This is a genomic window from Winogradskyella litoriviva, from assembly GCF_013249065.1.
In the GTDB taxonomy this organism is placed as follows: domain Bacteria; phylum Bacteroidota; class Bacteroidia; order Flavobacteriales; family Flavobacteriaceae; genus Winogradskyella; species Winogradskyella litoriviva.
Genome location: NZ_JABRWQ010000005.1, coordinates 278,385 through 304,129 on the forward strand (window position 1 = coordinate 278,385; position 25,745 = coordinate 304,129).

General features: G+C 32.7%; 25 protein-coding genes. 2 read left to right on the forward strand and 23 right to left on the reverse strand.

Annotated features, from left to right (window positions below):
- The first annotated feature begins 7 nt into the window (after window positions 1-7).
- Window positions 8-3,268: a T9SS type B sorting domain-containing protein gene (locus HNV10_RS12720; protein ID WP_173301761.1), complete on the forward strand. Its 3,261-nt coding sequence runs from the start codon at window positions 8-10 to the stop codon at window positions 3,266-3,268.
- A gap of 76 nt (window positions 3,269-3,344) precedes the next feature.
- On the opposite strand, the gene HNV10_RS12725 is transcribed toward HNV10_RS12720, so the two are convergent.
- The 19 genes from HNV10_RS12725 to HNV10_RS12815 form a co-directional block, all read right to left on the reverse strand.
- Window positions 3,345-3,707, reverse strand: a complete 363-nt coding sequence (locus HNV10_RS12725) for a nuclear transport factor 2 family protein (RefSeq protein ID WP_173301762.1) — start codon at window positions 3,705-3,707, stop codon at window positions 3,345-3,347.
- 162 nt (window positions 3,708-3,869) lie between these two features.
- On the reverse strand, window positions 3,870-5,174 hold the full coding sequence (locus tag HNV10_RS12730) for a cryptochrome/photolyase family protein (RefSeq protein ID WP_173301763.1): 1,305 nt from the start codon (window positions 5,172-5,174) through the stop codon (window positions 3,870-3,872).
- A gap of 161 nt (window positions 5,175-5,335) precedes the next feature.
- Entirely contained in the window at window positions 5,336-5,803 is a 468-nt protein-coding gene (locus tag HNV10_RS12735; RefSeq protein WP_173301764.1) for an SRPBCC family protein, read from the reverse strand.
- Window positions 5,804-5,850: 47 nt separating this feature from the next.
- Window positions 5,851-6,315 carry a TspO/MBR family protein gene (locus tag HNV10_RS12740; RefSeq protein ID WP_173301765.1) on the reverse strand — a complete coding sequence of 155 codons (465 nt, stop codon included), beginning with the start codon at window positions 6,313-6,315 and terminating at the stop codon, window positions 5,851-5,853.
- 1 nt (window position 6,316) lies between these two features.
- Window positions 6,317-6,487 (reverse strand): Lacal_2735 family protein, encoded by a 171-nt coding sequence (locus tag HNV10_RS12745; protein WP_173301766.1) that lies wholly within the window; start codon window positions 6,485-6,487, stop codon window positions 6,317-6,319.
- A 6-nt stretch (window positions 6,488-6,493) separates the two neighbouring features.
- Window positions 6,494-6,982, reverse strand: a complete 489-nt coding sequence (locus HNV10_RS12750; protein WP_173301767.1) for a glutathione peroxidase — start codon at window positions 6,980-6,982, stop codon at window positions 6,494-6,496.
- A gap of 31 nt (window positions 6,983-7,013) precedes the next feature.
- On the reverse strand, window positions 7,014-7,700 hold the full coding sequence (locus tag HNV10_RS12755) for an SDR family NAD(P)-dependent oxidoreductase (RefSeq protein ID WP_173301768.1): 687 nt from the start codon (window positions 7,698-7,700) through the stop codon (window positions 7,014-7,016).
- A gap of 8 nt (window positions 7,701-7,708) precedes the next feature.
- Window positions 7,709-7,939, reverse strand: a complete 231-nt coding sequence (locus tag HNV10_RS12760; protein WP_173301769.1) for a hypothetical protein — start codon at window positions 7,937-7,939, stop codon at window positions 7,709-7,711.
- A gap of 3 nt (window positions 7,940-7,942) precedes the next feature.
- The gene (gene folE / locus HNV10_RS12765) at window positions 7,943-8,632 is read right to left on the reverse strand and encodes a GTP cyclohydrolase I FolE (RefSeq protein ID WP_173301770.1); all 690 of its coding nucleotides are present in this window, start codon (window positions 8,630-8,632) and stop codon (window positions 7,943-7,945) included.
- Between the two features lie 55 nt (window positions 8,633-8,687).
- A complete protein-coding gene (locus tag HNV10_RS12770; protein WP_173301771.1) occupies window positions 8,688-8,960 on the reverse strand; it encodes a TIGR03643 family protein in 273 nt (90 codons plus the stop codon).
- A complete protein-coding gene (locus HNV10_RS12775; RefSeq protein ID WP_173301772.1) occupies window positions 8,957-9,388 on the reverse strand; it encodes a hypothetical protein in 432 nt (143 codons plus the stop codon). The genes HNV10_RS12770 and HNV10_RS12775 overlap by 4 nt, the downstream gene beginning before the upstream one ends.
- Window positions 9,389-9,490: 102 nt before the next feature.
- Window positions 9,491-10,981: a cryptochrome/deoxyribodipyrimidine photo-lyase family protein gene (locus tag HNV10_RS12780; protein ID WP_173301773.1), complete on the reverse strand. Its 1,491-nt coding sequence runs from the start codon at window positions 10,979-10,981 to the stop codon at window positions 9,491-9,493.
- A 1-nt stretch (window position 10,982) separates the two neighbouring features.
- The gene (locus HNV10_RS12785; RefSeq protein WP_173301774.1) at window positions 10,983-12,452 is read right to left on the reverse strand and encodes a cryptochrome/photolyase family protein; all 1,470 of its coding nucleotides are present in this window, start codon (window positions 12,450-12,452) and stop codon (window positions 10,983-10,985) included.
- A gap of 129 nt (window positions 12,453-12,581) precedes the next feature.
- Window positions 12,582-13,889, reverse strand: a complete 1,308-nt coding sequence (locus tag HNV10_RS12790) for a DASH family cryptochrome (RefSeq protein ID WP_173301775.1) — start codon at window positions 13,887-13,889, stop codon at window positions 12,582-12,584.
- Complete coding sequence (locus HNV10_RS12795) at window positions 13,859-14,008, reverse strand: DUF2256 domain-containing protein (RefSeq protein ID WP_173301776.1); 150 nt, start codon at window positions 14,006-14,008, stop codon at window positions 13,859-13,861. The genes HNV10_RS12790 and HNV10_RS12795 overlap by 31 nt, the downstream gene beginning before the upstream one ends.
- A complete protein-coding gene (locus tag HNV10_RS12800; RefSeq protein WP_173301777.1) occupies window positions 14,005-15,423 on the reverse strand; it encodes an SDR family oxidoreductase in 1,419 nt (472 codons plus the stop codon). Before HNV10_RS12800 ends, HNV10_RS12795 begins: the two co-directional genes overlap by 4 nt.
- A 2-nt stretch (window positions 15,424-15,425) precedes the next feature.
- The gene (locus HNV10_RS12805) at window positions 15,426-16,061 is read right to left on the reverse strand and encodes a flavin reductase family protein (RefSeq protein ID WP_173301778.1); all 636 of its coding nucleotides are present in this window, start codon (window positions 16,059-16,061) and stop codon (window positions 15,426-15,428) included.
- Window positions 16,062-17,372: an ABC1 kinase family protein gene (locus HNV10_RS12810; protein WP_173301779.1), complete on the reverse strand. Its 1,311-nt coding sequence runs from the start codon at window positions 17,370-17,372 to the stop codon at window positions 16,062-16,064. It lies immediately after the preceding gene.
- A 5-nt stretch (window positions 17,373-17,377) separates the two neighbouring features.
- On the reverse strand, window positions 17,378-18,034 hold the full coding sequence (locus tag HNV10_RS12815) for a TetR family transcriptional regulator C-terminal domain-containing protein (RefSeq protein ID WP_173301780.1): 657 nt from the start codon (window positions 18,032-18,034) through the stop codon (window positions 17,378-17,380).
- A gap of 268 nt (window positions 18,035-18,302) precedes the next feature.
- Here HNV10_RS12815 and HNV10_RS12820 point away from each other — a divergent pair, with 268 nt between their 5' ends.
- Window positions 18,303-19,148 (forward strand): DUF2911 domain-containing protein, encoded by an 846-nt coding sequence (locus tag HNV10_RS12820; RefSeq protein WP_173301781.1) that lies wholly within the window; start codon window positions 18,303-18,305, stop codon window positions 19,146-19,148.
- Between the two features lie 67 nt (window positions 19,149-19,215).
- Here the strand turns inward: HNV10_RS12820 and HNV10_RS12825 are convergent, their stop codons facing one another.
- The 4 genes from HNV10_RS12825 to HNV10_RS12840 form a co-directional block, all read right to left on the reverse strand.
- Window positions 19,216-20,190, reverse strand: coding sequence for a Gfo/Idh/MocA family protein (locus HNV10_RS12825; protein WP_173301782.1), 975 nt, complete (start codon window positions 20,188-20,190; stop codon window positions 19,216-19,218).
- Window positions 20,190-21,998, reverse strand: a complete 1,809-nt coding sequence (locus tag HNV10_RS12830) for a sodium:solute symporter (protein WP_173301783.1) — start codon at window positions 21,996-21,998, stop codon at window positions 20,190-20,192. Before HNV10_RS12830 ends, HNV10_RS12825 begins: the two co-directional genes overlap by 1 nt.
- A 194-nt stretch (window positions 21,999-22,192) precedes the next feature.
- Window positions 22,193-24,700 carry a PIG-L family deacetylase gene (locus tag HNV10_RS12835; RefSeq protein ID WP_173301784.1) on the reverse strand — a complete coding sequence of 836 codons (2,508 nt, stop codon included), beginning with the start codon at window positions 24,698-24,700 and terminating at the stop codon, window positions 22,193-22,195.
- A gap of 163 nt (window positions 24,701-24,863) precedes the next feature.
- The gene (locus HNV10_RS12840; protein ID WP_173301785.1) at window positions 24,864-25,736 is read right to left on the reverse strand and encodes an AraC family transcriptional regulator; all 873 of its coding nucleotides are present in this window, start codon (window positions 25,734-25,736) and stop codon (window positions 24,864-24,866) included.
- Window positions 25,737-25,745 lie beyond the last annotated feature (9 nt).

Consider the following 25,745-nt stretch of genomic DNA (forward strand, 5'->3'; position numbering starts at 1 on the left):
GTAAATAATGTATTCTAATTTCCCTCAAAAATATTACAGTCTATTTTGTCTTATTTTGTTGTGTCAATTTGTTAATGCGCAATTGAGTGATTTTAGTTTTTCTGTAACTACAACAGATGAATCTTGTGCAGGTAATGGCTCTATTTCTATGGAGGTTTCTGGTATTACAACAGGTGCAGATATTACCTATACGCTATTTTTATATCCAGATATTATTACACCAATAGCTCAGACATCGGCAAATTCCTTTAATAATTTAGAGAATGGTGATTACTTGGTTCAGGCTTTACAAACATTAGATGATTTACAAAACTCGCAAAGTGCTGATGCTATAATAAATGATGAAATTTCTGTTTTAGATTTTGAAATTGAACAGGGTTTTTCTGGAGCATGTGGAGACGCAATTTTAATAGTTGATATATTGTCAGGTAATGCTGAATTTTTCGAAATTATATCGGGTCCTGTAACAGTTCCATTACAAATGGAAAATACATTTAATAGCCTCACTGAAGGTACTTATATTATACGTGTTTTTGATGTATGTGGTAATGCCTTAACCAAGACTTACACGTTTTTATTTAGTGATGTTACGTTTACAATTGTTAATGAAGATCAACCTAATGTTCTTAATAGTTGTGAGGAAACTACGATAAATCAAATTATTTCAGCAGGATCTGGGAGTGTTCTTTCTTATCCAATAACTGTTAATTATACAATAAGTCTTATAGATGGTAGTGATTCTACAAGTTTTAGTCAGACCTATGAAACTGGCTCTGAACAAGAACTGGAAATATCAGAAACAATTACCAATTATGATAATGATCAAGCTTTTATTATAGAAACTGTAGTGCAAGATGGATGTGGTGATATTGTTAGTAGTTCAGAAATCATCGATCCTAATCCTCAAGTAACTATGACACCTGTGGCAAATGTTTGTGGAAGTGATTTAATTATTGTTACTTCTAATATGGTTGCCCCATATACGCTTCAATTTATTGATGCTCCAGATGAATTCGATCCTTCAGATTATAATGATAATGATGGCGTTTATACAGATTCTGTTATCGTTTTTGAACAAGAAGATTTGGGCTTACCATATGGTATTTATAGTGTTAGTGTTATTGATGCCTGCAATAGAGTTGGCTTAGCTGAAATTGAACTAATTGAAGAGCCAGTAGAACTAAATATAACTGCTACAAATGGTGGTTGCGATGCGCTTACTGGTCAGTTATCTGTAAGTGTCCCTAATAGAGAAATAGAGTACGCTATATTTAATGAGGCTCCAGAAGCTTATACAAATGCAATACCAGATGATGTCTCTGATTTTATTTCAACTAGTGGTACTTTAGAAATAGATGAGTTACCTAAAGGAACTTATATTTTAGAAATAATAGACAATTGTGGTTCTGTTTATATAGAAGAAATTGAGATTCCGGACCTCGAGGAGTTCGATCTTAATGTTTCAACTTCAGTTAGTTGTAGTTCTGATGTAGGTAGCCTAAGAATAGCAGGCTCTTATGGAACGGTTACGTCAGTTTTTGTTATTGAAGCACCAACTGCGTTTTCTCAATCCTTGCCTTTTGATTATAGTTCAGCAATTGAACCTGCAGGATTTTTCTTTGTTGATGATTTACCGGCTGGTGACTATACTATTGAATTTACAGATAGTTGCGGTAATGAATTTATGTTTAATCAAACTATAGAAAGTTATGCCTATGGTGTAAACGATTCAATTTATAATTTACAAAGAAATTGTGGGTCTTTTGATCTAGGTATAATGGATACAGATGATTCCGTTGCCAACCAAACATATTGGTTTCAAAAGTATTATCCCGAAAGTGATAGTTGGGGACATCCAGAAACAGGTGTTTTGTATAACGAAGGCGATTTACCCAATACTTCAAATGCTATAGAGTTTGAAAATGGAGAAAGTCTCATTAATATTTTCTTTGTTGGAACGTTTAGACTTATTAAAGCTTTTCAATCTATTAATACGCCAAACCTTGAGGAATATTGTTTAGACATCTTTGGTGAATTTGAAGTTGGTTCAGATTTAATAATAAATGATGTGTTTAACCTTAATTGTGAAGGCGGATTAGGACCTTCAGATATTTTAGTCGATGTCATTGGTGTACCTCCTTATAATTTTTCCATAGTATCACCCATTAATATTGATAACGGTAATGATAATATTTTTTCGGATTTAAGTCCAGGTGTTTATGAAATACAAGTAGAAGATTCTTGCGGAAGTATTGAGGTTATTACTGTTAACTCATTAGATTTACTTCCGGTAGTAAATCTTGGAATTCCTTCGGATTTGGTAATTTGTAATGAAGAGTATACAAACCAAGGTATTTTTGATTTATCTCAGCAAAATTCACAGTTGTTAGGTAACCAAAATCCCGAAAATTTTACGATTACATATCATTTAAGTCAGATTGATGCAGATTCTGGTAACAATCCTATTTCAGAAACCTATGAGAATGTTATCAACCCTCAAACCATATACGTTAGAATGATTCATAATACATTAGATGTTTGTTATGAAACAGACACGTTTCAAATTATAGTTGGCACTGCACCTCAATTAGGACCCGATGAATCGGTTACTATTTGTGAAGGCGCTCCTTTATTGCTTTCAGCAGATTCTGGATATAATCATTATTTATGGTCATCTGGAGAAACAACAAGAAACATACTAGCACAGACGGCTGGTACTTATTCTGTAACCGTCTCAAATGAGTATAACGGTACATTTTGTGATGCAACAAAAAACTATACGGTTAATGTTTCTAGTCTGGCAAATATAGATGTTATTATAACCGAAGACTTTAGCTCAAATGGCAATTCTATTGATGTCGATGTGATTGGTCTAGGAGATTATGAATATTCTTTAGATGGCTTAAGTTATCAATCAGAAAGTTATTTTTTAGATTTACCTTCTGGAGATTATACAGTTTTTGTAAGAGATAGAAATGGTTGTGGTGTAAATACAAAAAATATATCTCTACTAAATTATAAAAAGTTTTTTACACCAAATGGAGATACCTATAATGAGTATTGGCATATTTCTGGAGCTCAGTTTGAACCCGATTTACAAGTCTATATTTACAACAGATATGGCAAATTATTAACCAGTTTTTCTGGAAACCAAATCGGCTGGGATGGAAGTTATAATGGTAAGTTAATGCCTACTAGCGATTATTGGTTTGTTGTAGAACGTACTAATGGATTAATTCACACAGGCCATTTTACATTAAAACGATAAGTAGAATGTGTTATTTGTAAAAAAAACTTCAAGTTGAATTTGAAGTTTTTTTATTAAAAATTGGAAAAGAATTATTTTATTCCAATGAATATAAGAATTGTTCTGAAGTAATTTTTCCATTTGTAACTTCAAACACAGCAATTTCTTCCATCTGTTGTCTGCCTCTATCTTTAAAGGTTAAATCAAAGTGCATTTTAGAAGAAAAATGATTTCCTGCAACTAAAGGATCGCTAATTGAGCTGAAATGAAATTGCTCTACATTGTCTAGCCATTCTTTATTTTTATTCCATACATTTTGTTTTCCTTTAATACTTTCTCCAGGCATACCAGGCATTTCTTTACTAATTACATTATCTGCATAAAGCTCGTTAATGCAATCTAGATTTTTACCTTTTTCGCACATTTCTTTCCATTTTTTTGCAACGCCCCAAGTATTCATAGTTTTCTAAATTTAAATTTGTGCTTTAAAGTTAGTAAAAAGTTTTTCTAAATTATATAATTGATATCAATGATTTTAACTTTTAAATTAAAATAATGATTACACTGGCTTAAAATTAATAGCAATATTGTAATAAACGAATTTTGTGTAAATTATTGAATTCTAATTTAATGCAGCTTTATAGCTTTCTAAGCAACGTTCCCTCGCCATTTTATGTTCTACAATTGGTTTTGGATAGGTCAATTCTTGAAAATCTGGAACCCATTCTTTTATGTATTCTAAATTTTTATCAAATTTTTGAATCTGTGTTGTCGGATTAAAAATTCTGAAATAAGGCGAAGCATCTACACCAGAACCTGCAACCCATTGCCAATTGCCCACATTACTAGACATATCGTAATCGTGAAGTTTCTCAGCAAAATAAGCTTCTCCTAATCGCCAATCCATCAATAAATGTTTGCACAGAAAACTGCCAACCAACATTCTTACTCTATTGTGCATAAAACCTGTAGCATTGAGTTGTCGCATACCTGCATCTACTAACGGATAACCGGTTTTACCTTCGCACCATGCTTTAAATTCTTCTTCATTGTAACGCCATTCAATTCTGTCGTATTTGGGCTTAAAGGCTTTATCTTTTGTATGTGGGAAATGCCAAAGAATCTGCATAAAGAATTCACGCCAAATTAACTCTTGCCAAAATATTTCATTGTCTTCAGCAATGGCTTTTTTAACCATTTTACGAATACTAACCGTTCCGAATCTTAAATGTGGACCTAAACGCGATGTTGCATCTTGAGCCGGAAAATTACGAGTAGCTTCGTAGGTTTGAATCAATGTTGGTGTAACATCGTAAGCTGCTATTTCTTGACTCGATTTTTCAAAACCAATATCAGCTAATGATAAGTTTGGTAATCTACTGTGCTCAATAAGATTGTTTAGATAAGAGTTGGTATAGAAAATTTCTAAATCGAGAGTTCTAAATTTTTCTTTCCACTTTCGCATGTAAGGTGTGTAAACCATGTATGGTTTTCCGTCGTTTTTTACAATTTCACTTTTTTCAAAAATAACCTGGTCTTTATAAGTTTTGAATTCAATATCATGTTTTTCTAAAAGCGTTTTAATCGACGTATCACGTGTTGTAGCATAAGGCTCGTAATCGTGATTTGTAAACACTGTTTCAATATCATATTCTGAAATTAATTGTTTGTAGATAGCTTCGGGCTCTCCTTTGTATATGGCAATGCTACTGCTATGCTCATTTTGTAAAGTTTGCCTTAACTCTTGAAGTGTTTCAAAAATAAAAGTAACACGTGCATCATTTTTGGGTAGTTTTTCTAAAATCGTTGTATCGAATATAAAAATAGGAAGTACAGGATGTTCCGATTTTAAAGCTTCATAAAAACCAAGATTATCGTCTAATCTTAAATCTCTTCTAAACCAGAAAATGTTTACTTTTTTAGTCATGTGTTTTTTTAGTTAGTGGAAATTTGAATTGTTGAAATGTTGAAATGTTGAAAAGTTTAAAGTGTAAAGTAAAAGGTTTAGGTTATTATATTCTGCCTTTGAAACTTTGAAACTTTGAAACTTTGAATCTCTGAATCTCTGAATCTTTGCGACTTTTCAACTTACTGACCATATTTCCCAAATAATTCCTCCAACTTTGTCGTTCTGTAATTAAAGATTTCCTCCAATTTTGGTTTTACAATTATTGGATGGATTAGTTGTCCTAGAATTCCCATTGGTACTTTATAATCTATAATATCTTCCATTTCTACACCACCTTCAATTTCTTTAATAAAATGCTTATGATGCCAAAGTGCATATGGCCCAAATCGCTGTTCGTCTACGAAATATTCATTATCTTTTACATGTGTAATTTCCGTAACCCATTTGGTTTTAATGCCTAAAACAGGTGTAACAATATATTGAATTATTTGTCCCGGAAACATTGGTCTATCGGCACCAGAGAGAATATCAAAACTCATATAATCTGGTGTTATGGTTTTTAAATTAGCAGGACTAGATAAAAATGCCCAAGCTTCTTCTACTGATATTGGTAAATTTTGCTTTTTGTGTAATGTATATATTTTCATCTGTTGGTTTTATGAAATCTTATTGATGTATTGGTTGATAGTTTCTATTAATTATTAAATACGATATAGCCATTGAGCGATGTAGCAATACAAAGCCAAATGATATATGGTAACAATAGATATTTAATGTGTCTTAGTTTATCGTCGCCAAACGTTATAAAGAAATAAGTAATGAGTATAGTAAGCAAAATGATATTAACGAAGCCTAAACTTGCAAATTGTTGGTTAAAAAACACATAATTCCAACTAATATTTAGAATTACAGCAATGCCGTAAAGTGTTTTAACAAAATTTGAATTACGAAATGTAAATAAATAACTGAGATATACGGAAAAACATATCATAATAAATGTCCAAGCAACTCCAAAAACCCAACCTGGTGGTGTCCATGGTGCTTTATTTAAATTGGTGTACCATTCGTCAGTAACTGCGTTTCCCATAAACCAACTTCCCAGTGCTAAACCACCGAAATTGATAACAAGAAATAGAATAATGAGGTATATCTTTTTCAATTTACGCTTGTTTTAATTGTTCTATTTTGTCCATTATTAATTGTGCTTCGGCATATTTTTTATCACTTTCGCCTCTGTTAGTAGCTGAGAGTTTATGCCAATCTGCCATCAATTTTTTATATTGCTTTTGAAGCTTTTCTAATTCTGTAGTTTTTTTAAAGAGTCCAAACATAATGTTCTATTTTAAGTGTTTTGTGATTCTTGTGCTCATAGGTTTAGTGATGGAAAAATAATAATCGAGAAAACCACCGTTCTCATCCACCAAGTATTTCTGAAAATTCCAACGCACATTAGAGTTTTGCTTTCCATTTAAAGATTTATTGGTAAGCCAAGCATAAAGCGGATGTTGCGCGCTTCCTTTAACATCAATCTTTTCTGTAATTATAAACGAAACACCATAGTTAATTTCGCAAAACTCTTGTATGGTATTTGCGTTACCAGGTTCTTGATTTCCAAATTGATTACAAGGCACACCAATAACCACTAAATTATTTTTATAAGTATCTTGAAGCTCTTGCAATGCTCTATATTGAGGTGTAAAACCACATTTTGAAGCCACATTAACAAAGAGTATCTTTTTACCTTTAAATTGTTGAAAATCTATAGGTTGACCTTGAAGAGTTTTAATCTTTATATCGTACACGGATTGCGTAGCAGTTGCTATCATGATGTTTTAGTATTAAGTAATTATATGGTATTTACAATTTGAAACTTACGATGCCACAATCCATTTCAAATATTTGTCCTGACATAGAAGCCGCTTTTTCTGATAATAAAAAGCCTGCCATATCTGCAACTTCTTTAGGTTGAAGATATTTTTTTAAGGGATGACGTTCGTTCATATTCTCAATCATCCGTTCATTACGCAATAATTTTGAAGCCAACTCTGTATCTGTAACCGTTGGTGCAATAGCATTGATGCGTATGTTTGGTGCTAATTCTGCACCTAAAGATTTTGTTAAGCCTTCAATTGCAGATTTTGAAGCTGCTACACTAGCATGAAAAGGCATGCCTAACTTTGCGGCAACTGTACTAAAAAGTACAACTGATGGTTTATTACCATTTTTTAAAGCTGGTAAATACTTTTGAATAGCCTTTACAGCACCAATAACATTAATGTCAAAATCATTTTTAAAATCATCTACACTAAGTCTGTTTATTGGTTTAAGATTAATACTTCCAGGACAATACACTAACCCGTCGGCTTCGTCTAAGTCTGGTAATTCATCAGTTAAAATATCACAATTGTAATGTTTTAAATTAGGATGTGAATCTTCTGGCGATGTACGACTGATATTTACAATCTCATCATAAGAAGAAAGCAAAGATGAGATAATTGCATTACCAATACCTTTGCTTCCTCCAATAATAATTAATCTTTTCATTGCTAAACTTAAGATGTTGCTGTTAATGGTCTACCTTTTAAGCGCTTTTCAATCTTTTGCTTAATCACTGTAAGACGCTTCATTAAGTCCATTAATTTGGTATCTTTCTCTTTCTTATATAATTCGTTGACTTCTAATATTAAATCTTTAGCCTCTCTTGCTGCTAAAATTCTGTCACTTGTTGTTTTAAATGAAAACTTTCTGTTTTCAAATTCTAAAGCTTTTTCTACTGTACTCATAGCTTACTTGTTTAAATAGTTTTGTAATTCTAAAATTTTTGAAGCGTTATTAAATTCGCCTCCATAAAATGTTGTTATCGTTGTAGAAGTATCGTCTTGTACACCTCTAGAGGATACACACAAATGCTTGGCATCTATGATTACTGCCACGTCTTCAGTTTCTAGAACTGATTTTAATTCATTAGCAATTTGGTTTGTTAATCGCTCTTGAACTTGAGGACGTTTAGCATAGTATTGAACAATTCTGTTTAATTTAGAAAGTCCAATAACTTTTCCAGATGATTTGTATGCAATATGTGCTTTTCCTATAATAGGTACAAAATGATGCTCACAATTAGAGTAGAAGGTAATATTTTTTTCTACTAACATCTGATTATATTGATATTTATTTTCAAAAAGAGCCATTTTAGGTTTGTTTTTAGGGTCTAAACCAGAAAATATCTCTTCAATATACATTTTTGCAACACGGTCTGGTGTGCCTTGAAGTGAATCGTCTGTTAAATCTAAACCCATAACATCCATTATTTCTGAAAATAAAATAGATATGCGTTTTTTCTTTTCTTCGTTAGACATATCAAAAGCATTGGCTTTCATTGGTGTGTCTAAACTTGTAAATAAATGGTCGTCGCCTATAGCTTCATTTGTAAAACCATTAAGCTGTCCATTGTCTTTGGAAGTCGTTTCTGTATTCATAGAATCTTTTTAATGTGCTGTCTTTAAGTACTCCAAACTTAAATCAAAGCACGTGTTAACGTTTTGAAATAGAGTTATTTGATATTGTTCTTTGCCTCGAGCATTTAAATCTGCCTTTGTCAAACGTTCTTTTTTTACTGTGTTTAGTAGCTCTGCCTTGCACTCGCGCTCTCCATAATCTGAAGCTACTTGGTTTTAATTCGCGTCTCATCAAATTAATAACCTCTTGTTCTTTTAAATTGAATTGAAACGTAATAGCATCAAAAGGTGTTCTGTCTTCCCATGCCATTTCAATAATTCGGTCAATGTCTTTTAGTTCTGAATTCATAGTCCATGAGGCATTGCATGTTGTAAATCGTACTTTACTTTTTCATCCATTAATTTGTCAAAAAACTTCTTATTTTCTTTAAAAGTTTTATTGGCCCTAAAGTGCACAAATTTTCCTTGTGCATGTATGCTAGACCCATTGATTTTATATATAACGAGATGGTAATAAGGTATTATCCACGTAAAATTCTTTAAGCCTTTATTAATTCTAATTAAAATACCTTTTGGTCTCAATTCAATATTTCCATAATTAATATCAGATACCAAATTCATCATCGATTGCATATTTGGACTCACTTCGTCAATTATCATGCGTTTAGAACCTATACCATTCATTTTCAATTTCTGTACCAAACTAAACGGACTGCCAACTAAATCGGCAATGATTTGCTTGTGTTCAGGATTGTTGTGTGTGGTAATTAATATCATATATCATCAAATATATAAAATGTTTAATCATTTGAGTTAAAGTTTAAACAAAAATTAACAGATAATTATGACTATGGAATTTATTGTGTAATGGAATAAAAATCAATCACTTTTCAACATACGTTTTCTATCTTGTAAAGTATGTCGTTTTAAGATTCTATAACTTTCACGCAACACTTCTGGGTCTTTCTTCATATTCCATAAAATTTCACTTGCGCGTTTTCGGTTTTCCTTTACATCTACTATAGGTATTGGGTAATCTTCGCCTAGTTTAAAATTGTAAAAGGTTTGCTCCATTTCAGTCATTAAATAAGGCTCATGGATAAAAGGTGTATCTAAGTGCGCCAATTCCGGAACCCATTTTTTAATAAAAACAGCATCAGGATCGTGCTTTAAACCATTAAGCGTAGGATTGTAAATTCTAAGATTATTGATGCCAGTTTCGCCTGCTTGCATCTGTAACTGTGGAAAATGGATGCCAGGTTCGAAATCTAAAAATTGTTGTGATAAATGCGTGGTTGCAGACTGCCAAGGTTGCCATAATATATGTGTAAAAAAAGATGCCAACATGGCACGCATTCTAAAATTTACGTATCCTGTTTCAAGTAAACAACGCATACTCGCATCTACTAACGGAAATCCGGTTTGGCCTTCTTTCCATGCTTTTTGATAACTTTCCGATAGAGTTTTCTTTAATTTATGATAGCCTTTATTAACACTTGCGTTTTCCATGGTGTGTTCCATTTCAAACTTTTGAATGAAATGGGCTTGCCATCGTAACCTTGAAATAAATGCACCAATATGACGTTTATTTTCAGCTGTAGATTTTAATTGTTGTGCTTTCTGAAACACTTGCCTAATGGACAAATTTCCCCAAGCTATATATGGCGAGATTCTACTACAACTGGTTCTTGAAGCTTCGGGTTTTGAAATATTAGCCATGTAATCTTCATGTCTATTTTTAAAAAATGAATTGGCATATTTCCAACCCATGGTTGTTCCACCTCTTTGAAACTTGGTGTCTTCTGGTGTTGATAAATCTGTTTCGGATAAGACGTCTTTTAAAGTTTCAATTTCTGAATGATTTAAAAACTGATTGTTGGTAGGTTGAAAAACTTCCAAAGCACTATTCATGTAAGTTTCCCAATTTTCAAACCAATTGTCTCTGTTTACCAAACCACGTTCAACACCATTGTTTTTAGATTCTTCCCAGTTAATAAAATTGTTTCGGCAATAGCGTGTAAATTCTTTATCTCTATTGTAAGTGACTAGCAATCCGGTTTCCACATGCGAAAAAATAGAATCAATTTTGTAGAATGCTTGTAGTTGATTAAAGGCACTCGTGATATCGCTAGTTATTGTTAGTACCTTTGTATGATGTGCTTCAAGATTTTCATTTAAATCTCCTAACGATTCTTTTATAAAATTGAAATGACGCTCGCTGTAATGTGCATCATTCAGCAATAAATGTTCAAAAACATATAAAATAAGAACACGTTTGCCCGATTTTAAAGCGTTCGAAATGGCTTCATTATCCTGAAGTCTTAAATCGCGCTTCAACCAAACGACATTAATATGTTCTTTTGTTTTCATCTTAAAGTTGTTCTAAAAATTGTTCTGCGTTGTTAAAATGATTTTCTAAAGTTTCTTTTTTCATTTTGTCTAAATTGCCCAAAAGCATGCCTAATCTTGGATTGCCAGCAAAGAAATCGCGATGCTTATCCATAAACGTCCAGAATAAACCATCCCAAGTGTCTTGCCAATCGCCTTTAGCATAGTTGCTCATTTTCATAATGTAATTGCTGCTACTGATGTAGGGTTTTGTAGACATTAAACCACCATCGGCAAACAAACTCATGCCATACACATTGGGTACCATCACCCAATCGTACGCATCTATAAACAATTCCATAAACCATTGGTAAACCTCGTCTGGATGAAATTCGCAAAGCACCATAAAATTACCGAGTAGCATTAAACGTTCAATATGATGGGCGTAACCTGTTTTTAATACTTTTTTAATAACATCATCAATAGGTTGAATTCCTGTGGTGCCTTCATAGAATGAGGCTGGTATTTTCTTGTTGAAGTTCCAAAAGTTTTTTGTGCGTTCTTCTGTGCCTTTTACTTCGTACACACCTCTTATAAATTCGCGCCAACCTAATATTTGACGCACAAAACCTTCTAATGAATTTAAGGGAACGTCATTAGATTTGGCATCATCAATGGCCTTTTCTATGACATCCATAGGATTTAGCAGCCCAACATTGATAAGAGGCGAGAGGATGCTATGATTTAAAAAGTGTGCTTCCTTAACAATGGCATCTTCATAGGGTCCAAATTCGTGAAAACGTTGTTCAAAAAACTGGTTCAACCATTCTTCTGAAGATTTGAAATCTATAGGATAAACAACAAAATCATTCAGTTCACCATAATGCGCGCTAAAATTAGCGTTGACATATGCTTCAGCTTCTTTGTGATAATCTGTTTTATCAGGAAAATGAATAGGTGGTGGTGTTTTGTCTTTGGGATATTTCTTACGGTTATCAGAGTCATAGGTAAGTTTGCCACCTTCTGGTTCTTTATTAACCATTAAAATATCACGTTCTTTACGTTGCTGCTTGTAAAAAGAGGTTTGAAAGAATTTCTTTTTAGTTGGTTTAAAAAAGGAACTTAATTCTTCTTTGGTATTAATGAATAGTGGATTTTCATACCATTCAATTTCTATGGATTTTGAAACTGAATTAATATGTTTTTGAAGCCAATTATCTGTTGGGTCAATGACGTGAAGTTTTTCCATACCATCTTCAATTAGATTTGGTATCAGCTGTCTAACATCAGCTAGTTTTGTGGTGGCTTCAATATAATTTACGGTTTTATCTTGAGATTCAAGATAATTCCCATAAGCTTTCATCGATGCTCTGTGAAAGGCAATTTTTTGTTTGTGGAATTTGTATTGATTAAAGAATAAGAATTCTTCAACTAAATAAATATCAGCATCTACTTTAAGAATTGGTGTATTCTTAAATAATTGATGTGGAAATATGAGTATGGCTGCTTTCAATTTTTTCTTTTTAGTTTTTAATCCTGCTACGATTTAAGCGCATTTTAGTTATTTATGGTTGGTTTTGAATATATTGCATCTCGATACTATTTTTCATTCTTCAAAATCACTCGATGTGACGTTTTGTTTTCAGAACAATGTTGGTTGTAACCATAAACTTCTAAATTTTCTATTCGAGTCATAGCGTTCCGCTTGTAATTCAACATTAAAAGTTCTATCTCTAGGGTCGTTACCAACCCCAGCAACGTACATCCAATTGCCATAATTGCTGTGCACGTCGTAATCTACGAGCAAAGACTCAAAATAAGCAGCACCAATGCGCCAATCTAGTTTTAATGATTTGGCAAAATATGAGGCCACATTTTGGCGTCCTCTGTTGCTCATCCAACCAGTTTCTTTGAGTTCAATCATATTAGCGTTCACAAACTCTGATTCAGTTTCGCCATTAATCCAATCTTGAATTTGTGTTTGGTTTGACGACCAATCGTAATCTTTATTAAGTATGCCTTCTAGTTTGAAGATTTGGTTACCATGTTTTAAGGACACATATTTAAAATAATCGCGCCAAATGAGTTCAAAAATGAGCCAATAGGTCGATTGATTTTTGAAGAATTCCTTTTCAAACTTTTTCACTTGCCAATAAATGGTTCTTGTTGAGATGCAGCCATTTGCCAACCAAGGCGAAAATTTTGAACTATAATCCGCACCAATTAAACCGTTTCTCGTTTTTTTGTAAAATCCTAATTTTTTAGTGTTGAAGAAATAATCCTCAAGACGCTTATTGGCTTCGGTTCCGCCACCTTTAAAAGGAAAAGCCGAATGCGGATTGGTTTCAAATTCATGAAAGCCTAAATCGTTAAGTGTTGGTATTTTAGTGTTGTCGGTAATTCTATTACTTTCTGGATATGTTTTCGGTTGTAATTCAGGACGAATGGCAACATTCTTTTCCAGTTTTTTTCTAAAATTGGTAAAGACTTGTGGTGTTTGTTCAATTTTAAAATTAAGGTCTTTTGGATGGTATAAAAACTGATTGTAAACTGCATGCCAGTTAATAGAATTTAATTTTGATTTAACAGCATTTTCCGTTTCTAATTCTTCTGACGTCCATTCCTTTTTAAGAAATATTGAATTGATATTATAAGTTTTACAAAGCTCTGGAATAATAACTTCTGGTTCTTTATGATAAACTAATAAATCAATATTTAAGTTGTTGAGTTGCGCTCTTAAATCTTGTACAGATTCAATTAAAAATTTCGCTCTAAATTTCTCGGTTTTTTTAAACCCGAATTTGTCAATAGCAAAGTGATTAGGATTGAAGCAATAAACAGCTATAATTGGATTACCGTTTTTTTGAGCTTCAAATAAAACGGCATTATCTATGGTTCTTAAGTCGTTTCTAAACCATATTAAGTTGCTACAATTTTCTGTTTTTTGCATCTGTCACTACAATATTTAACGTGTTCCCAATCGCGTTCCCATTTTTTGCGCCATGTAAAAGGGCGATTACAAACAGGGCAGAGCTTTGTTGGAAGATTATCCTTTTTTACACCTCTCATTTTTTTACCAAAGCGTTAATCATACCATTAAAAACAAAAGCATGAAACGGTAAAACAGCGTACCAATATAAGCGTCCCCAAATCCCTTTAGGTCTAAAAACCGCACGTTGGTGTAATTGGTCGTCTACAATTTTAAACTCTAACCAAGCTTCGCCAGGTAAACGCATTTCTGCGAAGAGTAAAAGTCGTTTTTCTTCTTTGTTGGCATATAAAACGCGCCAAAAATCTAGTGCGTCGCCAGCTTCTAAATAGGTATCGCTTGTTCGGCCGCGTCTTAAACCAACACCACCAAAAAGCTTGTCCATATATCCTCTAATTTTCCACAAACCATTAAAGCTGTACCAACCATTTCGGCCACCAATAGCCCAAATTTTATTCAGTGTAAATGCTTCGTCAGTCACTTTTCGTTGCTTCACATCTCTAAAACAACCAAATTTTGGTAATTCAATATGCTTAGATAATTGGTCTTTAAATCGTCCGCTACTCACAGCATCTTTCCAACTCGATATCACTGCATTTTGTTCAATTTTCTGGAAGGCTAAATCCACAGCAGTTTTATAATCCATGGGTTCAATACCAATGATGCTGTTGATGTCGCTTGGTTTTCCAATGACTTCAACTTTCATGCTATCTACTAATGCTGCTGCTAATTTAAACGAGGTAGAGGTTACAAAATATAACCAATACGATGATAGTTTTGGTGTTAGTACAGGAAGTGTAACGATGTAGCGTTTTAAACCTCTTACTTCAGCAAATTGAAGCAACATTTCTTTGTACGTGAGGACTTCTGGACCATAAATATCATAAGCATTATTATAGAGTTCGGTTTTACCTAATCCACCAGCTAAAAAGTTAAGTACATCACGAATGGCTAAAGGTTGCGTTTTGGTATTGAGCCATCTTGGTGTAATCATAAAAGGTAATTTTTCAACGATATCTCTTATAATTTCGAATGATGCACTTCCGCTACCCACTATGATTCCTGCTCTAAATGTAGTTAGTGCATAGGTTTCAGACTTTAAAGTGTTTTCAACCTGTAATCTCGATTTTAGATGTTTCGATAATGATTCGTCATTAACAATGCCGCTTAAAAAAAGCACTTGTTTACAGTCGGTAGTTTCAACAAGGTCTTTAAAGTTTTGAGCACATTGTTGTTCTAAATCTTCAAAATCATCTGAACTTGTGGACATGGAATGAATCAAATAATAAGCAGCATCTATGTCTTTTGGTATCTCAGCATCTTCAGGTTTTAAGAAATCTACTTTTATAAAAGAGCATAAAGGATGGTCTTCGATTTCATCTGGAATTCGGTTTAAATCACGTACACAGCAAACCAACTCATGCTTATCTTCAAGTAATTGAAGGGCGAGTCTTTTGGCAATATAGCCTGTTGTGCCTGTGATTAATATGCGCATTATTATTGAAAGTTTACAAATTCTGGTTTCGGTCTTTGGTACTCTAAACGTGTTTTTAATTCTGGAATGGCATAACCATCTAAACCATTGATAGTAGCCACGTTTCCTTTAGAAAGGTTAACAAAACCATCGTCGTTTAACAAGGTATCTTGAATGTATAGTTTTTCAATTTTACCAATAACCAAGATAGTATTGTTCGCAGCGATAGGATATTCTTCAACAAATTGTAAGGCTAATTGTACAGGTGCATTTTTCACATAAGGTGCCCAAAATTCATCTTTATATGCTTCCGTTAATTTTGTGGTATCAAATTCTGATATGTGCGAATCGTATTTAGCCGAAGTGTGATGTGCATCTTCTATAATTTCAGAATGAATGTGATTTATAGTGTATTTTCCTGTGTTTTTTAAATTTGAGTACGTATTACGCATTACCGTTGTTGGTCTTAAAAAGAAACCCAATAAGGCAGGATTAGAACCTAAATGCGTCACAGAACTAAACACAGCAACATTACTAATGCCATCTTCGCTTTTGGTACCAATGAGATTTGCAGATTTATAACCAGAACAACTGTTAATGAGGTTAATTCGGTATAAATGGTCCATTTTTTCAAAGTCGTCACTGGTAAATTCTAACATCTATAGATTTTTGAAATTATTGATTTTAACGTTTTTAGATTTTAAATCGAACATTAAATTATATAGTCCAAAGAAGGTTCTGTTGATGTAAATAAAGTGTTTAGAACCTCTATTACCGTTCATGTTTCTAAGTTCTGTACTTTTTGAATAGCGTTGTCCCATTTCTGAAATTTGATTGAAAAAATCAGGATTTGAAAAATCGAATTCTTCAACATGAAACGGTTTTGTAAACAAGCTTAACAACTCATGAAACATTGCACTAAAGAATTTTATCTCTTCATCTGAATCATCTGGTCTTAAAATTTCTAATTCGTAAAGCTTTTTGGTAAACAACTTCGGATTATCGATGCATTCTTTTTCTGCTAATTCGAAATACGGAATGTAAAAATCTTCTGGAATTGTTTTCATACAGCCAAAATCGAGCGCAATTAAATCACCAGAAGCTGATATTAAGAAGTTACCAGGATGTGGGTCTGCATGCACTTTTCTCAAATTATGAATTTGAAACATGTAGAAATCCCAAAGGGCTTGGCCTAACTGATTGGCTAGAGCTTCATCAGTATTGTGCGTTACAAATTCCGAAAGGTGTTCGCCTTTCATATAATCCATAGTAATAATGCGTTCAGACGATAAGTCTGAATAATACTTAGGAAATTTTAAGTTAGGAATATGTTGGCAAGCATCAACAACGGCTTTACTTTGTTCTATTTCTAAAATGTAGTTGGTTTCTTCTGTGAGTTTATTTTCAACCTCTTTAAAATATTTATCAGAATCCTTTCCTTTAATATTAAACATCTTAATAGCAATAGGTTTAACCAAAGCTAAGTCTGATGCAATACTTTCCGCAACTCCAGGATATTGGATTTTCACAGCAAATTTCTTCCCATTCTTCTCTGCAATATGGACTTGGCCAATACTGGCAGCATTAACTGAAGTTGCGTTGAAAGTATCAAATAAATCTTCGGGATGTTTCCCAAAATATTTTTTAAATGTTTTTATAACTAGAGGTGGCGATAATGGTGGTACCGAAAATTGAGATAAAGAAAATTTCTCTACATAAGCCTGTGGCAATATGCTTTTTTCCATGCTCAGCATTTGCGCCACTTTTAAAGCACTTCCTTTTAGTGTTTTTAAGCTATCGTAAATATCTTCTGCGTTATTCTGGTTAAGACGTTCTTTAGCATCTTCCTTAGAATTAACCATTTTATCGCCATAATATTTTAGGTAATTAACACCAACTTTTGCACCAGTAGAAACTAATTTACTAGCTCTAGATATTTTTGAAATCGGTATGCTGTCTATAGTTTTCATAAGCGCTATTTGGTTTGCATTTTTTCTTTGTATAAAAATTTACCAAAGTCGATAATGCTTTTTAATGGTGTTGTATCTATTAAATCGAAACTTGTTTTTAACGATTTTTCTATAAAAATATCAGTTTTTTCGAATGAAGACGATGAGTCGTCCATCCAAAACCTTAGCGTAACTAATAATTGAATCCATGCGGATTCTTTCAAGGCTTTATTCTGAATTTTTTCTAACTTTTCTTGTTTTAAATCAATAGTCTTAATGTCTAAGTGTGCTACGTAATTAGTAAAGCTGTCTTTTAAATGTTTTAAGACTTTTAAAGTTTCTAATTTGTTATTGCTAGCATTTAAAGCATGAATCACATAACTTCTATTTGCCGTTAAAATCTCAAAGAAGGTAAAATAGAAACTGAGCATTTTGTTTCTGGCATCAAAAGCATGATAATCTTCACTTTTATCAAGATTAGCAATTGTATGGTCGAAAAATATTTGAAATATAGCTTGCTCTAATGCTTCAAAAGACCCAAAGAATTCATAGAATTTCTGTTCTTCAAAATTATTGTCTTTTGCAAAAGCATAGACCGATTTTGGCTTGTGGTTGTGTGTTAAAACATAATCCATGTAAAAATCGATTAAGTTAGATTGTTTGATTGCCTTTTTTTTTGCCATGATATATTCGTTTAAGAATGGTGTAAAGATAAATAATGTTTAACTATTTTAAACAATAGTTAAACAAAATTTAACAAGAATTTATTGCTTAGCTATTTTGTGAGTGCGAAAGTGATGTCTTTAAAGATACTGATTTGTCATCTCATTATTGGTGTCTAATGCGCATCTTAAGAAAAACTAATTGGTATTTTAAGTTTTTATTAACAAAGACAGATTGGCTTTAGGCGTAATTTTATACCCATTATAAACACACTTAACACTATAATTTATGAAAAAGTTAGTACTATTTACATTTGCGTTAACATTATTGTTTTCTGCAAATGCACAAATTAAAACACCACAACCGAGTCCTGCTGCTAAGTTAGAACAGGTTGTTGGATTAACAGACGTTGCTATTGAATACTCTAGGCCAGCAATGAATGGCAGAACAATTTTTGGAGACCTTGTACCTTACGGTAAATTATGGAGAACAGGTGCTAATAAAAATACTATGGTAACCTTTAGCGATGCTGTAGAAATTGGAGGAAAAGAATTAAAAGCTGGTGCTTATGCCATTTTTGTTACACCTTCTGAGAAGTCTTGGGAAGTAATTTTCTATACGGATACTAATAATTGGGGAACTCCAAAGGAAATTGATGAATCTAAGGTTGCTGTAAGAGTTACTGCTGAAGTATATCCTATAGAAATGGATATTCAATCATTTACAATTTCAGTAGATGATATTACTAGTAGTTCTGCCGTTATAGGTATGATGTGGGAGAAGACTTATGTTGGTGTAGAATTTAAAGTACCAACCGATAAAACGGTTAGTGCTGCTATAGAAAAAGTAATGGCTGGTCCTTCTGCAAATGATTATTATGCAGCAGCAATTTATTACCTTGCTGAAGGTAAAGATATAAAGCAAGCGAAAGAATGGATGGATAAAGCGATGTCTATGATTAAAGAGCCTCGCTTTTATCAATTACGTAAGCAATCTTTAATTTATGCAGCAGCAGGAGATAAGAAAGGTGCGATTGAAATTGCTAAAAAATCTTTAGAAGGTTCTAAAAAAGCCGGAAATGCAGACTATATTAAAATGAATGAAGATTCTCTTAAAGAATGGGGCGCAAAATAATGCTCTCTACTTAATTTATATTTAATATTCTGAAAAACGCAACTTTATAGGTTGCGTTTTTTTGTTTTTAGTATTCTAAATCTATTAAATCTCTAACCGTGTCTAAAGTACTAATGAGTTCTTTGCTTTTTTTAAACGACATTAATGTGCTTTCCGTTTGATTGTCTCTGATTAATTGATTGAAATGTTCAATTTCAAAACTATACCCAATGGTTTTATAGTCGAAATCTATGTCTTCAGAATGACCTTTATTATCAATTAATGTAACCGAAGAAGGCTCATGAAAACGACTATTTATTTTTATAATGCCTTCTTCACAGTAAAATATTGCTTCGGTATTGGTTTCCTTTAATAAGGTACTTTTTAAAATTGCTTCTGCATTATTATATTTAAATAAGATATTGCATTTTGAATCTGCTCCAGATTTAAAAAACTCAGCTTTAGCTTCAATAGAATTTGGTTTTCCTAATGTTGAAAGTGCTATAAAAATAGGGTAGATGCCTATATCTAGTAGGCTTCCGCCACCAACAGATTTATCAATTAATCTTGAAGTTTCATCATAGGTTGGGTGAAATCCAAAATCAGCTTCAAGTTTTAAGATTTGTCCAAAATGTTTGCGTTGAAGTAGCTCTAAAACATAATTAAAATGTGGAAGAAAATTGGTCCACATGGCTTCCATTAATAATGTATTCTTTTCTTTAGATAGTTGAATCATGTCTTCAACTTCTTGCAAGTTCATAGCGAATGGTTTTTCGCATAAAACAGGTGTATTATGCTTTAAGCATAAAGCCGTATGCATTTTATGAAAACTATGTGGTGTTGCAATATAAATGGCATCGATATTTTTGTCTTTTACAAGCTTTTCATAACTTCCGTAAGCGACATCTGCGTGATATTGTTTTTTGAAATTTTCTGCCTTCTCTTTAGTTCTAGAGGCAATTGCATAAAAATTGCAATTAGAAACTGCGTTTAAATCGGTAGCAAATTTTGCAGCAATTTTACCTGCTCCAATAATTCCCCAATTAATAGTTGTTAATTCCATTATACTACTTTTTTAGGCGTTAATAATTGGATAAAATGAGCAATACTGATAACAACGACACACCCAAATAGGTTAAGCCATAAATAAGGCATCCAATCTAACCACCAACCTAAAACAACAATGGCTTGCGTAATTAAAGCACCATTAAAAACAGCATTTCCTTTGATGTGTTTAAAGAAAAATGCTAATAAAAATATACCTAAAACATTACCATAGAAAATAGAACCAATAATGTTAACAAGCTGAATTAAATTCTCAGCCAAATCGGCAAAACAAGCAATAATTATGGCTACAATTCCCCAACCTAATGTAAATAATTTGGTCATTTTAACCATGTGGTCGTCTCCTTTTTCTTCTTTAAGATTTCTTCCGTATAAATCAATAGAGGTTATAGTTGCTAATGCGTTAATTTCTGAAGCGGTAGAAGACATGGCAGCAGATAAAATAACAGCAAGTAATAAACCAATTAATCCTGTTGGTAGTTGATTTAGAATAAACCTAATAAACATGTAGTCTCTATCGTTAGTTTGCGTGTCTTTTGCCGCATCTTTATATAATGAAGCCAATGACGCTGATTTGGTTAAGTAGGCTTCACTTTCTGGATTAGCTTTTAGCGCTTCAACTTCTTTTTTAAGTGTATTATATTCTTTAGTATAATCTGAGTCTACGGCCTTTTTAATTAAAAATTTAGACTCTAAACGATATGTTTTTTCAATGCTATCGAGTTGAAATAATTCGTGTTTTAAACTGTTGTCTTCAGTTTTGGATAATGCTAAACTTACGCTTTGTTTTTCTTCGAATAAGACAGATTGTTTATCTTGTAGTGCTCTATATTCATCACCGTATTCTGAAGCTAAAACGGTTTGTGTTGAAGCATCTATAAAGTTTAAAGGCGAAGGGTTAAATTGATAAAAAACAAATACCATAACGCCAACTAGTAAAATAAAGAATTGCATTGGTACTTTTAGCATACCATTAAATAGTAAGCCCATTTGCATTTCTTTCATGGATTTACCAGAAAGATAGCGTTGTACTTGACTTTGGTCTGTCCCAAAATAAGAAAGCATTAAGAATGTACCACCAATTAAACCAGTCCATACAGTATATCTGTTTTCTAAATCAAATGAGAAATCCAAAACCTGCATTTTACCTGAAGCACCTGCAATATTTATAGCATCGATAAATGAAACCTCTTCTGGAATTAAACTTATAGTAATAAATAAGGCAGCCAACATACCAGCAAAAATGACGAACATTTGTTGTTTTTGCGTAACTGTTACAGCTTTTGTTCCTCCAGAAACGGTATAAATAATTACTAATACTCCAATGATAACGTTCAGTGTGACAATATTCCAACCAAGAACGACAGAAAGAATAATAGCCGGAGCAAATATGGTAATACCAGCAGCTAAGCCACGCTGTATTAAGAAAAGAATGGCTGTAAGACTTCGAGTTTTAAGGTCGAATCTATTTTCTAAAAATTCGTAAGCGGTATAAACTTTAAGGCGATGGTAAAGTGGAATAAATACCAAGCATATAATAACCATGGCAATTGGGAGTCCGAAATAAAATTGAACAAATCCCATTCCATCGGAGAAAGCTTGACCCGTTGTAGAAAGAAAAGTTATTGCACTGGCTTGTGTAGCCATTACAGATAGGCCAATAGTCCACCATTTAGAAGAATTACCTCCTTTTATATAATCTTGTGCCTTTTTTTGTCCTCTAGTTTTCCATGTGCCATAGCCAACGATAATAGCGAGGGTTGCTATTAATACTGTCCAGTCTTTCCAATCTAGAAATTGTGGCATTAATTAAGCAAATGAAGCTGTAATAAAATAAAATAAAACGATATAAAGTGCATTTGCTATTAAAACTGCAGTATACATTTTATTCCATTTTTCTTTTGGCTGAGGGTTGTTTTGGTTTTGCATTTGATTAGTTTTAAGTTGATTCTGTGGTTGTAGTATTAGGTTGTTAAGGTTATTATGTTGCTATTATTTAGTTACTGTTTATCGGATTTTTTTGCGGATAACAAGTTAGCAAATATTCTGTAAGAACCTAATACTCCAGCCGGAAATTCTCTAAAAAAGCTCAAACCTGTATAAATATAGTTGCCTTTTCCGTAGTTTGCAACCAGTAAAGCACCTTCTTTAGAAGTTTCACCTTTATCGTTAGAAGCTAGTAATGGCGTGAATTCTTCCGACCATTCATTAGGAAAATATAAGCCACGTTCTTGTACCCAACCTTTAAAATCTTCAATTGTAATTTTATTGGGATAATTTAAAATAGGATGATTTGGTTCTAAAATTCTTACCTCTGCATTTTCGTCTGTAACTCTATCTCTAGATAATTTTAAATCATAAGGCGCAATATTATCCACCTTAAGTCTTCTGTTGGTATTGTATTGAATGATTAAATTACCGCCTTCTTTAACATAGTCTAGCAAGAATTTTTGCTTAAACTTTAATTCATCCACAATATTGTAAGCTCTAATGCCAACAACTATAGCATCAAAATTAGTAAGGTTTTCTGGTGAGATTTGTTCAGGTTTAATGATGGTAACGTTATAGCCAATTTGTCTTAAGCTTTCTGGTACAACATCACCAGCACCTTCAATATAGCCAATGTTATTACCTCGTTTTTCGATGTTTAATCGCACTACTTTGCTTTCGCTTGGGATTAAAATGGTTTGAAATGGAATATGAGCATAATCGATTTCTATAAGTTCATCTGTGTAAAATTCGCCATCAATATTTACCATTGGAGTAATTAAGCCTTCACTCTGATTTTTTGGAGGAATAACAGTAAATACCACTTTTTGAATATCACCTTTATTAACGATTTCAATTTTTTGTTTTTGTGGAAAGACTTCCCAATCATTAGGATATGCTAATTGCACATAACCTTCTATTATATCTTTACCAGCTTTTACGGTAACTTCAATTTCTTTTTGTTGGTCGTTTTCAAAGATGTAGACTTTATCGCTTAAGCTAGCCGAAACAATAGGTACAATTTCAAAAGGTCTATAAAGTTCGCCTTTATCTGGTTTAGAATATCTGTAAATTACAGGCTTTGTAAAACTAATTGGTGTGCCAGCAATCATTAAATTAAAATCTACAAAAACGGTTCTTGGTGTTTCTGGTAATCCTATTAATTCTTGGGCTTTTACATTGTACATGCCTAATGTACTTTGTTTATTTAACCAATAAGGTGTTGTGTAACCACTCTTTGCAGGAATGGTAATAGCTTCATTAAAATTTAATTTTTGATTAGAAGCTAAAACCATATTTTTAGAAATACCGTTATTTAAAGTAGATAGCTTATAGGACACTAAATCTATTTTAGCAGAACTTCGGTTTAAAACTTCCATATTTAAAGTCACATCAGAGTTTGGTGCTGCATTTGGTGTGTTAGCCGAAACTTCAAGGTATAAGCCAGTACAGGCTTCAATTATGGTTTTAATTTCTTTTGTTTTAACAGATTTCCAGTGTTTATTGTCTAATTTTTGAATTAATTTATAAGCTTCTAAAAGCTCTGGTAGATGTGAAGCAGGATTTTTGAAATTGAAATTGTTTTCTACTGATTTTAAAATAACTTCTATTGCTTTTCCGCCTTTAACTCTGCTCCAAGATGTATCAATACCTTCAAAAATATTGTCTTTTTTATCTAGAGGTTGTCCTTTTAAAAATTCGATATATTCTTGTTGAGAACCACGTTGCGATAATCGTCCAAAACCTTGACAAAGGTGCTGACTACTTGCTAAAGATGCAACTTCGTTGTTAGACATACCTTTACTTGGGTAATAGACGCCAATATCAAAATTGAGCATATTGGTTTTATCTACTTTATCAAATTCTTCTTGACTTCCGTATCTCCACCAACTGGTATTGTAAAATAATCGTTTAGGCTTCCAGGTTTCTGTAAGTTTTAATTGACTAGGATATTTAGATGCATCGTAAGCTAAATCAAAAGCTTCTAAGCTTAAAAGGGCAGATGCAGTATGGTGTCCATGTGTTTGTCCGGCTCTTCTATGGTCAAAACGATTAATGATGACATCTGGTTTAAATGTGCGGATTGCCCAAACCACATCTGATAATACTTCGTCTTTGTTCCAAATTTCTAGGGTTTCATCTGGATGTTTAGAATAACCAAAATCGTTAGCTCTAGAGAAACGCTGTTCTCCACCATCTATTCGTCTAGCAGCTAGTAATTCTTGTGTTCTAATAACGCCTAAAAGTTCTCTAATTTCGGGACCAATAAGATTTTGCCCACCATCGCCTCTTGTTAAAGATAAATAGGCTGTACGTGCTTTAACTTCATTAGACATATAAGAAATTAAGCGTGTGTTTTCATCATCTGGATGCGCAGCAATGTATAAAACGGAACCTAAAACATTAAGTTTTTGAACGGCTTCATATATCTCAGAAGAATTGTATTTTTTTGGTTGTTGTGCTTGTAATGAAACAATAGAGCTTATAATAAGCAATAGACATAGTCTAATTTTGTACATGAGGTTTGTTAGTTAGTTGCGCCTCAAATATAGAAAAGATAGAAAGCCGTTTGGCTAGTTTTAGATTTTTTTAACGTTGTAGAATGCTAGGTTTTTTTCAAGTTGTAGATTAAAAAAACGTTTTTTTTTAAATGCTTTAAAAATAGAAATAAGATTTGGGAAATTATTGAACCAGTTTTTTAAGGTTACTTCTATATTTAGAAGCGCTCTCTCCTGTAGTTTCTTTAAAGACTTTATTAAAATGAGAAAAACTATTAAAACCACATTCATAGCATATATCAGTGATACTCATATCGCTTTCTTGTAATAACTTAGTGGCATGTACTATTCTATACTCATTAACGAGTTTTGTAAATGTTTTTCCTGTTATCTTTTTGAAATATCTACAAAATGCAGGAACCGTCATACTTACAGCATCAGCAATCTCGTCTAAAGGAATTTGTCTATTAAAGTTATTGTTAACATGTTTATAAATGATATCCATTTTAGCAGTATCCTGTGGCTCTACTTCAAAGTTAAAACCTTCAGGGTTTAGTACTCTATACTCATCAGTAATAGATAACTCATGTAATATATCTAAGAACTTTACAACTTTATGGTAGCCTTCATAGTTTATCAATTCTTCTATTTTTGGACCAAGCTCCTTTTTTATCTTCGGATTAAATAATAAACCTTTATTTGCTCTTTCAAACAGGTTATTGATGTCTTTCATTTCTGGAACATCAAAAAACGAATCTCCTAAAAATTCTTTTTTAAACTGTATAATAGTTTCTTTACCATTATCTGTAATACCATCTGTAAAACCTTTGTGCGGAATATTTGCTCCTATTAATAAGAGCTGACTGTTATTAAAGTATGAAATATGGCTTCCAACATGGCGTTTACCATGACCTTGATTAACATAATGTAATTCAATTTCTGGATGAAAGTGCCAAAATGCAGTTTTACTATCTAATCGTTCGTTACGTTGTACAATTAGAATTGAATTTCCGAATTCTGAATTTAGTTTCTTTAAAACAGGTTTTTTAATAATCATTGCAAATAT